We start from the raw sequence: 13,273 nt of genomic DNA on the forward strand, positions 1-13,273 counted from the left end.
AGCAATCGTTGGTTACATCTTTGATTTCTCGCGGAGTAACTTATGATGCTGATAATCTTTTTGACTATCAGTCTGAGTCACAAGCACCCACACGAATTGCTTGATTCAATTGTTAAAGAGCGGTTGGTTGATTCTTTCGTCTCAACCGAGGCGCGCATTCTACGCCTTCCTCAGAGTCTGTCAAGCGTTTATTTTGAAGTTTTTCAGAGAATCTCTAACAACTTCAACCACTTGACTCGCTTCGATCTCTCGTTAGCGGGAGGCGAATTCTACAGCAACTCGCGTTGCTGTCAACCACCTTTTTCACCGCTTTCGACGTTAAGATCGAAACCTTTCGGAGCTGCTTACTTCGGTTAACTCTTTGAAACTCAAGGAGTTTTCCGTTTCGGTTGCGCCGGAAGTGGGGCGAATTATAGAGAGATTCGGAGGCAGGTCAAGGGTTAATTTCGAGGAATTGTCCTTAAAGTCAAAAGCATCCGGCAAACCACCATATCAAGGCCGCTAGGTGCATGCCTGGAGACGTTCAAGCCTCATGGCATCGAGCGCCGCCCGCGCGGCGCTTCGCGGCCGCAGGCCGCTCCTACGGGTTTGTTTCGGGCCAGTTATGTCAGTGGCATCTCCCGGGGCCGCCTTGGTGGCACCGACGCAGATTTGCAGTGGGCAAACAAGGCGGGCCCGGGAGATGGCGTTGGTGTGATTGGCCCGAAACAAACGGTAGGAGCGGCCTGCTGCCGCGAAGCGCCGCGCGGGCGGCGCTCGGTCGCATGAACACCATCACAACAACGGCATGCACCTAGTGGCCGTTACGCAATCTTCTACCCACCTATATATAGAAGCCTCCCTCAAACCACCCCATCCCCCCGCAACCGCTCCAACGCCTCCCCACCAATCCCCAACACCCGCAACAACACCTCCCCCGTATGCTCCCCCAACAACGGCGGGGCACGCCTGTACTCCACCGGCGTCTCCGACAACCGAATAGGCGACGCCACCTGCGGGACAAGTCCCGCCAACGCGTGAGGCAACTCCACCGCCAGCCCGCGGGCCTGCACCTGCGGATCGGCGAACACCTGTGCAAGGTCGTTGATAGGCCCGCAAGGCACACCCGCCTGCTCCAGCTGCGCCACCCACTGCGCAGTGGTCTTGAATACGGTGGCCTGGCGAATAAGCGGGATCAGTTCGGCACGGTTGGCCACCCGCAGCTTATTAGTAATGAACCGCGGATCGTCCGCCCACTGCGGCTGCCCAGCCACTTCAGCGAACTTGCGGAACTGGCTGTCATTACCCACCGTGAGGATGAAGTCGCCATCGGCCGTAGGAAAGTCCTGATACGGCACTATATTAGGGTGCGCATTACCCAGGCGCTTGGGCGCCACGCCCGTGGTCAGGTAGTTCATGGCCTGGTTCGCCAGGCAGGCGACCTGCACGTCCAGCAGCGCCATGTCGATGTGCTGCCCGCCGCCATGCTGGTCGCGGTGGGCGAGGGCGGCCAGGATGGCCACGGTGGAATACAGGCCGGTGAGAATGTCGGTCAGGGCCACGCCCACCTTCACCGGACCGGCACCTTCTTCCCCCTCCGGGCGGCCGGTGAGGCTCATCAGCCCACCAAGCCCCTGAATCATGAAGTCGTAGCCCGCGCGTTTCGCGTAAGGGCCGGTCTGGCCGAAGCCGGTGATGGAACAATAGATAAGCTCGGGATTCACGGCCTTTAAAGAGGCGTAGTCCAACCCATACGCCGCCAGGCCACCGACCTTGAAGTTCTCGATGACGATATCGGACTTGGCCGCCAACTCGCGCACCAGCCGCTGGCCCTCGGGCTGGGTGAAGTCGATGGTCACCGATTGCTTGTTGCGGTTCGCGGACAGGTAGTAGGCGGCCTCGCTGGTGTTCTCGCCCTCGATGTCCCGCAGGAACGGCGGGCCCCAGGCCCGCGTGTCATCACCATTGCCCGGGCGCTCCACCTTGATTACCTCGGCCCCCAGGTCGGCAAGGATCTGCCCGGCCCAAGGGCCGGCCAGCACGCGCGACAGGTCCAGCACCCGCAGATGGGAAAGCGCACCCATGGCCCGGCTCCTTCTATTAATAGAACGCCTGGATGCCGGTTTGCGCACGCCCAAGAATCAGCGCATGCACGTCATGGGTGCCTTCATAGGTGTTCACCACCTCCAGGTTGACCAGGTGACGGGCCACGCCGAACTCATCGGAGATGCCGTTGCCGCCCATCATGTCGCGGGCCATGCGTGCGATGTCCAGGGACTTGCCGCAGGAGTTGCGCTTCATGATGGAGGTGATCTCCACCGCCGCCGTGCCTTCATCCTTCATGCGCCCCAGGCGCAGGCAACCTTGCAGCGCCAAGGTGATCTCGGTCTGCATGTCGGCCAGCTTCTTCTGGATCAGCTGGTTGGCGGCCAAGGGACGGCCGAACTGTTGGCGGTCAAGGGTGTACTGGCGCGCAGTGTGCCAGCAGAACTCCGCCGCCCCCAATGCCCCCCAGGAAATGCCGTAGCGCGCCGAGTTCAGGCAGGTGAACGGGCCCTTGAGGCCACGCACGTCCGGAAAGATGTTTTCTTCAGGGACGAACACGTTGTCCATGACGATCTCGCCGGTGATGGACGCACGCAGGCCAACCTTGCCATGAATGGCCGGGGCACTGAGGCCCTGCCAGCCCTTCTCCAGCACGAAGCCACGAATATCGCCGGCATCATCCTTGGCCCACACCACGAACACATCAGCGATAGGGCTATTGGTGATCCACATCTTGCTGCCGGTCAGGCGGTAGCCGCCTTCCACCGAGCGGGCACGAGTGATCATGGCACCCGGGTCGGAGCCATGGTTGGGCTCGGTCAGGCCGAAACAGCCGATCCATTCGCCGCTGGCCAGTTTGGGCAGGTACTTCTGTTTCTGCGCCTCGGTGCCGAACTCGTTGATCGGCACCATCACCAGTGAGCTTTGCACACTCATCATCGAGCGGTAACCGGAATCCACGCGCTCCACCTCGCGGGCAATCAGGCCATAGCACACGTAGTTGAGGCCGCTGCCGCCATACTGCTCGGGAATGGTAGCGCCCAGCAGGCCGATCTCGCCCATCTCGCGGAAGATGGCCGGGTCGGTCTTTTCGTGACGAAACGCTTCCAGCACCCGTGGCGCCAATTTGCCCTGGGCGAACTGCTGGGCGCTGTCGCGCACCATGCGTTCTTCTTCGCTGAGCTGCTGGTCGAGCAGCAGCGGATCGATCCAGTTGAAGCTGGCCTTGGCGCCCATGGTGTGTCCTCGTCGCAAGTGAATAGGAATACCTTGATGCTAGGCGCCGAAAGGGCAGGGGACAAACGAGGATTTCGCATAGGCTTGTGCTAATTTCTCACTCCGAGAGGCGAAAAAAGCCCAATAAGCGCCTCCACCTGTGAGGTTGCCGTACATGCGCCGCAAAATCCCCAGTACCACCGCGCTCATCTGCTTCGAAGCGGCCGCGCGCCATGAGAGTTTCACCAAGGCCGCCCAGGAACTGTCCCTGACCCAGGGCGCCGTATGCCGGCAGATAGGCGGCCTGGAAGAGTTCCTTAATGTCGAACTGTTCCAGCGCTCGCGGCGCGGCGTGAAACTGACCGAGGCAGGCCTGTCCTACAGCCGCCAGGTTGCCACCCAACTGGACGCCGTGGAGCGCGACACGTTGTCGGTGATGGGCCAGCAGGGCAGCAACACCATCGAACTGGCCGTGGTGCCTACCTTCGGCACCCAGTGGCTGCTGCCCAGGCTCAAGGCCTTCCAGCAACAGCACCCGGGCATCACGGTGAACCTCACCAACCGCACCCGCCCGTTCCTGTTTGCCGATACCCCCTTTGACGCTGCCATCTATTTCGGCGACGCCGACTGGCCCGGCACCCAGGCGCACCGGCTGATGGGCGAGAACCCGGTGCCCGTGTGCAGCCCGGCGATGCTGGCGGGCAGGGCGCACCTCGAAGCCCCGGCCATCGCCCAGTTGCCGCTGCTGCAGCAGACCACGCGCCCTTACGCCTGGCGCCAGTGGTTCAATAGCCTGGGCATGAACGTGAGCCGCGACATGACAGGCCCGCGCTATGAACTATTCTCCATGCTTTCCCAGGCCGCCATGCATGACATGGGCATTGCGCTGATACCACCATTCCTGATCCAGCGCGAACTTGCGGAGGGCAGGCTGGTGGTCGCCCACCCCCACGCACTGGCCAGCCACAAGGCGTATTACCTGATGATTGCCGAACGCAAGGTTGAATCTGCCTCCCTCAAGGCATTTCGGGACTGGCTGGTGGCCGAGGCGATTCGTTATGTAGTTGATCACGAAGGAAAAGGCGCAAAAGTAACTATGTAGTCCATAAAAATGGATACCTACAGATATAAGTAAATGTCGTTTTTACGAAGACTGTTATGGCACTGTGTAAAATTTGCTGAACACCCCGTTCTACATGGGCTACAGCCGGATTTCAGGCGCAGCCGGCACCATTCACCGTCGAAATGCAAAAAAATATTAAATCCCTACATAAAAGCTGGAAAGCCCGAGCTACAGGGGCTCGACAGGGTATGTTGCGGCAATCGGTCACAGGGTGACTTGTAGTGTTTCGTCCGTCACCTTTCATAACTGGTTGAAGGCCTGCCACAACGCCTGCAAAATGCCGCGCCCCGCTGTTTTCAGGCGGGATCGTGCTGATCGGCCGCCCCAGATGCGCCATCCGTAGTGCGCTGGTTAACTCAATAAGATCAAGCAGGAGATTTGACGTGCACATTGGTGTTCCTCTCGAAACGCAGACGGGCGAAACACGGGTTGCTGCAACCCCGGAAACCATCAAGAAACTGATCGGCCAAGGCCACAAGGTGACTGTCCAGAGTGGCGCCGGCATCAATGCCAGCGTGACCGACAGCGCCTATGAAGCCGCCGGCGCGGTCATTGGCAGCGCTGCCGATGCCTTCGGTGCCGAGCTGATCCTCAAGGTGGTTGCCCCCAACGACGCAGAGCTGGCGCAGATCAAGAGCGGTACCGTTCTGGTCGGCATGCTCAACCCGTTCAACAACGAAACCATCGCCAAGATGGCCGAACGCGGCATTACCGCCTTTGCCCTGGAAGCCGCCCCGCGTACTTCCCGCGCACAGAGCCTGGACGTGCTGAGCTCGCAGGCCAACATCGCCGGCTATAAAGCCGTGCTGCTGGCCGCCCATCACTACCCGCGCTTCATGCCCATGCTGATGACCGCCGCCGGCACCGTAAAGGCTGCCCGCGTGCTGATTCTGGGCGCCGGTGTTGCCGGCCTGCAGGCCATCGCCACGGCCAAGCGCCTGGGCGCGGTGATCGAGGCTTCGGACGTGCGTCCGGCGGTGAAGGAGCAGATCGAGTCGTTGGGCGCCAAGTTCATCGATGTGCCGTACGAGACTGACGAAGAACGCGAATGCGCCGAAGGCGTCGGCGGTTACGCCCGCCCCATGCCAGCCAGCTGGATGCAGCGCCAGGCCCAGGCCGTTCACGAACGCGCCAAGGCCTCCGACATCGTCATCACCACCGCGCTGATCCCGGGCCGCAAGGCGCCGACCCTGCTGAGCGCCGAAACCGTCGCGCAGATGAAACCAGGCTCGGTGGTCATTGACCTGGCTGCCGCACAAGGCGGCAACTGCCCGCTGACCGTGGCCGACCAGGTAGTGGTCGAGAACGGCGTGATCATCTGCGGGCCAACCAACCTGGCCGCGATGGTCGGTGCCGACGCCTCGGCGCTGTACGCACGCAACCTGCTGGACTTCATGAAGCTGGTGTTCGACAAGGACGGCCAGTTCACGATCAACCTTGAAGACGACATCGTCGCTGCGTGCCTGATGTGCCGCGACGGCCAAGTCATCCGCAAGAACGGCTGAGGACAATAACAATGGAAGACATGCTGATCTCCCACGGCGTCTATAACCTGATCATCTTCGTGCTGGCGATCTACGTCGGCTACCACGTGGTCTGGAACGTCACACCTGCCCTGCACACCCCGCTGATGGCCGTTACCAACGCCATCTCGGCCATCGTCATCGTCGGCGCCATGCTGGCCGCCGCCCTGACCGTGACCCCGCTGGGCAAAATCATGGGCACCCTGGCCGTGGCCCTGGCCGCGGTGAACGTATTCGGTGGCTTCCTGGTGACGCGCCGCATGCTGGAAATGTTCAAGAAGAAGGCGCCAAAAGCGTCCGCCGAGGTGAAAAAGTAACATGAGCATGAACCTCGTCACTCTTCTGTACCTTGTAGCCTCGATCTGCTTTATCCAGGCACTCAAGGGTCTGTCGCACCCGACCACTTCGCGTCGCGGCAACCTGTTCGGCATGCTGGGCATGACTCTGGCCGTGCTGACCACCGTAGGCCTGATCTACAAGCTGGGTTCCGAACTGGCCACCGGCGGCATCGCCTACGTGATCGTCGGCCTGCTGGTTGGCGGCACCGCCGGTTCGATCATGGCCAAGCGCGTGGAAATGACCAAGATGCCTGAGCTGGTCGCCTTCATGCACAGCATGATCGGTCTGGCCGCGGTGTTCATCGCCATTGCCGCCGTGGTCGAGCCACAGTCGCTGGGTATCGTCCCGGCCCTGGGCGACGCCATTCCTACCGGCAACCGCCTGGAGCTGTTCCTGGGCGCGGCGATCGGTGCCATCACCTTCTCCGGTTCGGTCATTGCCTTCGGCAAGCTGTCGGGCAAATACAAGTTCCGCCTGTTCCAGGGCGCACCGGTACAGTTCGCCGGCCAGCACAAGCTGAACCTGGTACTGGGCCTGGCCACCCTGGCCCTGGGCCTGACCTTCATGTTCACCGGCAGCTACGGCGCCTTCGCCCTGATGCTGGCCCTGGCCTTCGTGATGGGCGTGCTGATCATCATCCCGATCGGCGGCGCCGACATGCCGGTGGTTGTGTCGATGCTCAACAGCTATTCGGGCTGGGCGGCGGCCGGTATCGGCTTCTCGCTGAACAACTCGATGCTGATCATCGCCGGCTCCCTGGTGGGTTCGTCGGGTGCGATCCTGTCGTACATCATGTGCAAGGCCATGAACCGCTCGTTCTTCAACGTGATCGGCGGCGGCTTCGGCGGCGCGACCGACGTTGGCGGCCCGGCTGGCTCGAAAGAAGCCCGTCCGGTGAAGTCCGGTTCGGCTGACGACGCTACCTTCCTGCTGACCAACGCCGACACCGTGATCATCGTCCCCGGTTACGGCCTGGCAGTGGCCCGTGCCCAGCACGCGCTGAAAGAGCTGACCGAGAAGCTGACCCACAACGGCGTGACCGTGAAGTACGCGATCCACCCGGTTGCCGGCCGTATGCCTGGCCACATGAACGTACTGCTGGCCGAGGCCGAAGTGCCGTACGACCAGGTGTTCGAGATGGACGACATCAACTCCGAGTTCGGCCAGGCCGACGTGGTGCTGGTGCTGGGTGCCAACGACGTGGTCAACCCTGCGGCCAAGAACGATCCGAAGTCGCCTATCGCTGGCATGCCGATCCTGGAGGCCTTCAAGGCCAAGACCATCATCGTCAACAAGCGCTCGATGGCCAGCGGCTACGCCGGCCTGGACAACGAACTGTTCTACCTGGACAAGACCATGATGGTGTTCGGTGACGCGAAGAAAGTCATCGAGGACATGGTCAAGGCTGTCGAATGACGGCTTGATCCACGGCAATACCCAAAACCCCGGCGCTGGTTAGGCTGGGGTTTTTTATTGTCGATATACCTTGGTCTTAGAAACGCCCCTGGCCGCCCGGCTTTACGACCTAAGTCGTGGGACGAATTTTTTTCAAATCACTAGACTGCGCACAGCTCCGCTACCCGAGATAACAAAACATGTACCGTGACCGTATCCGCTTGGACGCCTTGCAGAGCAAGGTGATGAGTGCGGCTGATGCCGCTGCCCTGATCAAGGACGGCATGACCGTCGGCATGAGCGGCTTTACCCGCGCAGGCGAAGCGAAGGCGGTGCCCCACGCACTGGCCGAGCGCGCCAGGCAGACACCGCTGCAAATCACCTTGATGACCGGCGCCAGCCTGGGCAACGACCTCGACAAGCAGCTGACCGAGGCCGGCGTGCTGGCCCGGCGCATGCCGTTCCAGGTCGACAGCACCCTGCGCAAGGCCATCAACGACGGCAAGGTGATGTTCATCGACCAGCACCTGTCCGACACCGTCGAGCAGCTGCGCAACCGCCAGATCAAGGCGGTGGACCTGGCCGTGATCGAGTGCGTGGCCATCACCGAAGATGGCCACCTGGTGCTCAGCACCTCCGTGGGCAACTCCGCCAGCTTCGCCATCCTGGCCAAGGAAGTGATCATCGAGATCAACCTGTCGCAGCCACTGGAGCTCGAAGGCCTGCACGACGTCTATATCCCCAGCTACCGCCCAACCCGCCTGCCTATTCCAGTATTGAAGGCTGACAGCCGCATCGGCAGCGGCGCGGTGAAGATCGACCCGGCGAAGATCGTCGGCATCGTTGTCAGCAACCAGCCCGACTCGCCGTCCACCGTACTGCCGCCAGACGACGAGACCCAGGCCATCGCCGACCACCTGGTGGCGTTCTTCAAGAGCGAAGTGGCCGAAGGCCGCCTGACCAACAGCCTGATGCCGCTGCAGGCAGGCATCGGTACCATCGCCAACGCCGTGATGTGCGGCCTGGTGGATTCGCCGTTCGAAAACCTGACCATGTACTCCGAAGTACTGCAGGACTCGACCTTCGACCTGTTCGATGCCGGCAAGCTGGACTTCGCCTCGGGCAGCTCCATGACCCTGTCGGCCAAGAAGCACGCCGAGGTGTTCAGCGACTTCAACCGCTACAAGTCGCGCCTGGTGCTGCGCCCGCAGGAAATTTCCAACCACCCGGAAGTGATTCGCCGCCTGGGCATCATCGGTATCAACACGGCGCTGGAGTTCGACCTGTACGGCAACGTCAACTCCACCCATGTGTGCGGCACCAAGATGATGAACGGCATCGGCGGCTCGGGTGACTTCGCCCGCAACGCCCACCTGGCCATCTTCGTCACCAAGTCGATTGCCAAGGGCGGCGCCATTTCCAGCGTGGTGCCCATGGTCAGCCACGTCGACCACACCGAGCATGACGTGGACATCCTTGTCACCGAGGTGGGCCTTGCCGACCTGCGTGGCCTGGCACCGCGCGAGCGCGCCCGGGTGATCATCGACAACTGCGTGCACCCAAGCTACCGAGCCGCGCTGAACGAGTACTTCGAAGCGGCCTGTGCCCGTGGCGGCCACACCCCGCACATTCTGCGTGACGCACTGCAATGGCACAGCAACCTGGAAGAAACCGGGCGCATGCTGGCCGTGTAAGGCAACACAGTTGGCAGCTGATGCAAGGCAATGGCGCACCAGCTGCCCAACTGTTCAAAGATACTTTCTAAATCTGTACTGCTGTACCGGTAAAAACCCTGCCTTTGCCCCCGCTAAAACCTCGAAATCGATCAAAAATGCACCATTCAGGTGCTGACCGATACAGTTTGCCTGATTTTGGGTCAAACAGTGCCCTTAAACAGTTAACTGAACCCTCACAATACAAATGAACTGTGCCTGCATTTATTGACTGCGCAGGAGGATCATAGGCACCAGTAGAAACCAACTAGCCAAGCCCGCCACAAGCGGAAGGATGTCAACCATGGAACGTACACTCAGTTCCGACCTGCTTTTCCAGAACAGCTCCGAAGAAACCCGCACTTCGTTCCCACTGCGCGTTATCAGCAACCTGATGCTGTGGCAGCGCCGCATCGCCAGCCGCCATCAACTGGCCCGTCTGGACGCCCGCCTGCTGGCCGACGCTGGTATCAGCGAAGCACAGCGTTGCGAAGAGCTGAGCAAGCCTTTCTGGCGTTGATGCAACACCCCGCTGGCCCATTTTCGCCAGCAACCTGAATTCGATCGAAGCCCGTCACTGGCAACAGTGACGGGCTTTGTCGTTTCTGGCGCCGGTAGCCGCTGCCGAAGGCTGCGCTGGGCTTTGCAAACACGAGAGATCTCCAGCGTGGGGGAGGGCCAGCGCAGCCTGGCGGCAGCGACTACAGGTACAGTTTTATATTTTCTCAAGCTAACCATTACAGTTCAGATTTTATGAAACTTCCTGTTTCAGATCCCCACGTACTGAACTAAATCGGCAACAATTGTCTGACATGCGCGTGAACCCGCGACGTAACGCGGCCGGTACAACGTGCGTCTGATGTAAAGTGTTGCACTTTTGCCCTTGTCCGCTCAGGAGATTGACCATGTTCCGTTCCCGTCTGCTTGGCGCCTCGTTGCTGCTGGCTCTGTCCTGCGGCGCTCATGCCTCCAGCTTCATCGTCACTACCGACGCAATCGTGGGCGCCACCAAGGCCACCAGCGACGCCACCTCCGACGCCACCGCTTCGCTGCGCGACAAGAAAGTCGTGCTGGAAGCCCGTGACGACGCCGCCAGCTTCGTCGCCAGCCAAGGCACCGTGCGCGGTGCGCGCCTGGAATGCGCGTTCGCCTACATTCGCCAGCAGAACCCGGCGCTGCAGGCCACTGACGCGCAACTGGCCCAGGCCATCGTTGCCATCTGATCGAGTGTTAGTCAGGTAGTTTCAAGACTTATGCGTGTTACGTTTCCCCGCTTCCTTGCTCTTGCATCGCTGATCGCCAGCGCCTGGTCGTGCCAGGCGCTGGCCTTCGACACCACCACCCAGGGCGTGGTCGCCAGCGGCTACATCACCAGCCAGGTGACCACCGCGCCGTTCGACCGCAAGCTGGTGCGCGCCGCCCAGGACGACGCGGCGGCCTACGTCGCCACCGACGGCCAGCTCGCCGGCGCGCGGCTGGAATCAGCGCTCAGTTACCTGCGCCAGCACCATGCTGGCTTGCATGCCAGCGACCTTGAACTGGCGCAGGCAATTCTCGTCCAATAATTACTCCCTGTCCTTGGAGACACCCCCATGCGTACCCCGTTGATTGCCGCCACCCTGGGCCTGCTGTTGCTGGCTGATGTGGCTTCGGCGCACACCCTGCAGCAAACCAGCAACATGATCGTGCGTGCCTCCAACCGCACCATCAACTTCACCTCCGACACCACCACCTCGATCCGTGACTCGAAAGTGGTGCGCGACGCCCAGGACGACGCCGCCAGCTACGTGGCCAGCAACGGCACCATCCGTGGTGCCCAGCTGGAAGCCGCGCTGGTAGCCGTGCGCGCCCAGGTGCCGGAAGCCAAGGACGCCAGCGACCAGGAACTCGCACAGGCCATCCTCGCACTGTGAAGTGCCTCAACGCCTGGCTGCTGACCTGCGCCCTGTTGCTCACTGGCACGGGCGCGCAGGCCGCCTTGCAGTTGCACTTGCAGACCGAAGGGCTGACAGCGCAACAACAGCAGGCCAGCCAGGCGTTGCTTGATGAAGCGATGCGTGACCTGCCGCCCAGCTTCGTGCAGCGGCTGGACCGGCGCATCGACGTCGACTGGTCGGCGCACATGCCCGACAACGCCTACGGGCAAGCCGCGGCAGTCTCAAGCCTGGACCTCAACGTCAAGCTGCTGCCCAGCCTGGTCGATGGCACCGCAGCCACCACCCAGACTCACCGCCCCCACGGCACCGTGCGTGAAGAGCTGCTGGCCACCGTGCTGCACGAGCTTACCCACATCTACGACCGCGCCCGCCTGTGGCCCGAGTCCGACCGCATTCTGTTCAACCGCTGCCAGCGCTACAGCGCAAGCCTTGGCCAGGTGGGCCTGCCCAGCGAATGCCGTGGCCAGACCGACCGCCGCTTCACCCTCAGCGACGACCCACGCCTGCTGGACCTTGCCGGCTGGCCACAATCGGTAGGCAAGCGTGGCGAGCGCGACGATCCCAACCGCCAGATCGTGCGCAGCCCAGACATCTATGAAGTCACCAACCCGCTCGAATTCGTGGCGGTGAACATGGAGTACTTCCTGCTGGACCCCGAATACGGCTGCCGTCGCCCGGAGCTTTACGAGTACTACAAGAATCACTTCGGCTGGGGCCCGGCCAACGCCACCCCATGCCAGGCTGCGCTGCCGTTCCTCAACGCCGGCAACGACTTCGGCCGCACGCCCTTGGGCAGCATCGACCCCGAGCGCGTGTACGAGGTGGACTACCTGCTGGCTGAAGCCAACCAGAACTGGGTAAGCCGCTGGGGCCACAGCATGATCCGCCTGGTGATCTGCGCCCCCGGCCGCCCGCGTGGCCCGGACTGCCGCCTGGACCTGGACCGCAGCCTGGTGCTGTCGTACCGCGCCTTCGTCAATGACGTGCAACTGTCCACCTGGAGCGGCCTCACCGGCGGCTACCCATCGCGGTTGTTCGTGTTGCCCCTGGGGCAGGTGATCGACGAATACACCAAGACCGAGCTGCGCAGCCTGGCCTCGGTGCCGTTGAAGCTCACCCGCAACGAGATCGAGTCGCTGGTGCGCCACGCCGCCGAGATGCACTGGAGCTACGACGGCAACTATTACTTCGTGTCCAATAACTGCGCGGTGGAAACCTTGAAACTGCTGCGCGCCGGCACTCACAACGCCAAGTTCGACGACCTCGACAGCATCGTGCCCAATGGCCTGCTGCAAGTGATGGAAGCCCGCGGCATCGCCGACACCAGCGTGTTGAAGGACCCGCGCGAAGCCCTGCGCCTGGGCTACCGCTTCGACTCCTACCGCGACCGCTACCAGGCGATGTTCGACATCCTGAAGCAACAGTTGCCCATTCCCCAGGACAAGGTCGAGGACTGGATGAGCCTTGAGCCCAAGCAGCGCGAGCCATGGTTCGCCAAGGCCGACCTGCGCACCAGCGCCGCCTTGCTGCTGCTGGAACAGGCCAGCCTGCGCCGGCAATTGCTGCTGGCCCAGGACGAGGTGAAACAGCGCTACCTGAACGGCCGTGCCGCCAACGACGCCAGCCTGGTGAACGCCAACAAGACCCTGCAAGCCATGCTCGCCAACAGCGGCTTCCTCAGCCGCCCGGCGGAACTGCTGGACAGCGGCGGCTACGGCCTGCCGCAAAAAGCCGAGTTCAAGCGCCTGGAATCGGAAAGCGCCGAGCGCCAGAAACAGCTGCAGACCCTGAGCGTGGACCTGGACAAGGAAGTGCGGGCACTGCTTGAGCCCAAGCGCGGCGCCGAGATTGCCGCCACCGAGGCGAACATCAAGGTGGTGGCCGACCACCTGCGCACCCTGCACAAGGCGGCCGGCGGCCTGATACTGCCCTGACCTGTGGGAGCTGGCTTGCCAGCGAGCATTTAGGCCTCAAAGCTCGCTGGCACGCCCGCTCCCACCTCCA

The 13,273-nt window shown here is 62.0% G+C and carries 12 protein-coding genes; 10 read left to right on the forward strand and 2 right to left on the reverse strand.

Going from position 1 to position 13,273, the window contains the following annotated elements; genetic code table 11:
* Nucleotides 1–842: 842 nt before the first annotated feature.
* Both AC0SZ7_RS00005 and AC0SZ7_RS00010 read right to left on the reverse strand, forming a co-directional pair.
* Nucleotides 843–2,063 carry a CaiB/BaiF CoA transferase family protein gene (locus AC0SZ7_RS00005; RefSeq protein WP_475502413.1) on the reverse strand — a complete coding sequence of 407 codons (1,221 nt, stop codon included), beginning with the start codon at nucleotides 2,061–2,063 and terminating at the stop codon, nucleotides 843–845.
* Between the two features lie 16 nt (nucleotides 2,064–2,079).
* On the reverse strand, nucleotides 2,080–3,261 hold the full coding sequence (locus tag AC0SZ7_RS00010) for an acyl-CoA dehydrogenase (RefSeq protein WP_416421768.1): 1,182 nt from the start codon (nucleotides 3,259–3,261) through the stop codon (nucleotides 2,080–2,082).
* A gap of 154 nt (nucleotides 3,262–3,415) precedes the next feature.
* Between AC0SZ7_RS00010 and AC0SZ7_RS00015 the strand changes: the two genes are divergently transcribed.
* The 10 genes from AC0SZ7_RS00015 to AC0SZ7_RS00060 all read left to right on the forward strand — a co-directional run bounded on the left by AC0SZ7_RS00015 (nucleotide 3,416) and on the right by AC0SZ7_RS00060 (nucleotide 13,203).
* Complete coding sequence (locus AC0SZ7_RS00015) at nucleotides 3,416–4,342, forward strand: LysR family transcriptional regulator (RefSeq protein WP_475502414.1); 927 nt, start codon at nucleotides 3,416–3,418, stop codon at nucleotides 4,340–4,342.
* A gap of 404 nt (nucleotides 4,343–4,746) precedes the next feature.
* Entirely contained in the window at nucleotides 4,747–5,868 is a 1,122-nt protein-coding gene (locus AC0SZ7_RS00020; protein ID WP_475502415.1) for a Re/Si-specific NAD(P)(+) transhydrogenase subunit alpha, read from the forward strand.
* An 11-nt stretch (nucleotides 5,869–5,879) separates the two neighbouring features.
* Nucleotides 5,880–6,203, forward strand: a complete 324-nt coding sequence (locus AC0SZ7_RS00025) for an NAD(P) transhydrogenase subunit alpha part 2 (protein WP_008367291.1) — start codon at nucleotides 5,880–5,882, stop codon at nucleotides 6,201–6,203.
* A gap of 1 nt (nucleotide 6,204) precedes the next feature.
* On the forward strand, nucleotides 6,205–7,641 hold the full coding sequence (locus tag AC0SZ7_RS00030; RefSeq protein WP_475502416.1) for an NAD(P)(+) transhydrogenase (Re/Si-specific) subunit beta: 1,437 nt from the start codon (nucleotides 6,205–6,207) through the stop codon (nucleotides 7,639–7,641).
* A gap of 179 nt (nucleotides 7,642–7,820) precedes the next feature.
* A complete protein-coding gene (locus AC0SZ7_RS00035) occupies nucleotides 7,821–9,314 on the forward strand; it encodes an acetyl-CoA hydrolase/transferase family protein (protein ID WP_475502417.1) in 1,494 nt (497 codons plus the stop codon).
* A gap of 322 nt (nucleotides 9,315–9,636) precedes the next feature.
* Nucleotides 9,637–9,852: a DUF1127 domain-containing protein gene (locus tag AC0SZ7_RS00040; RefSeq protein ID WP_416421763.1), complete on the forward strand. Its 216-nt coding sequence runs from the start codon at nucleotides 9,637–9,639 to the stop codon at nucleotides 9,850–9,852.
* A gap of 385 nt (nucleotides 9,853–10,237) precedes the next feature.
* Nucleotides 10,238–10,555 carry a DUF2388 domain-containing protein gene (locus AC0SZ7_RS00045; protein ID WP_475502418.1) on the forward strand — a complete coding sequence of 106 codons (318 nt, stop codon included), beginning with the start codon at nucleotides 10,238–10,240 and terminating at the stop codon, nucleotides 10,553–10,555.
* 30 nt (nucleotides 10,556–10,585) lie between these two features.
* The gene (locus AC0SZ7_RS00050; RefSeq protein ID WP_475502419.1) at nucleotides 10,586–10,897 is read left to right on the forward strand and encodes a DUF2388 domain-containing protein; all 312 of its coding nucleotides are present in this window, start codon (nucleotides 10,586–10,588) and stop codon (nucleotides 10,895–10,897) included.
* A gap of 27 nt (nucleotides 10,898–10,924) precedes the next feature.
* On the forward strand, nucleotides 10,925–11,245 hold the full coding sequence (locus AC0SZ7_RS00055) for a DUF2388 domain-containing protein (protein ID WP_416421760.1): 321 nt from the start codon (nucleotides 10,925–10,927) through the stop codon (nucleotides 11,243–11,245).
* Entirely contained in the window at nucleotides 11,242–13,203 is a 1,962-nt protein-coding gene (locus AC0SZ7_RS00060; protein ID WP_475502420.1) for a DUF7844 domain-containing protein, read from the forward strand. The genes AC0SZ7_RS00055 and AC0SZ7_RS00060 overlap by 4 nt, the downstream gene beginning before the upstream one ends.
* Nucleotides 13,204–13,273: the final 70 nt, after the last annotated feature.

This window comes from Pseudomonas sp. JC1203, assembly GCF_056175065.1.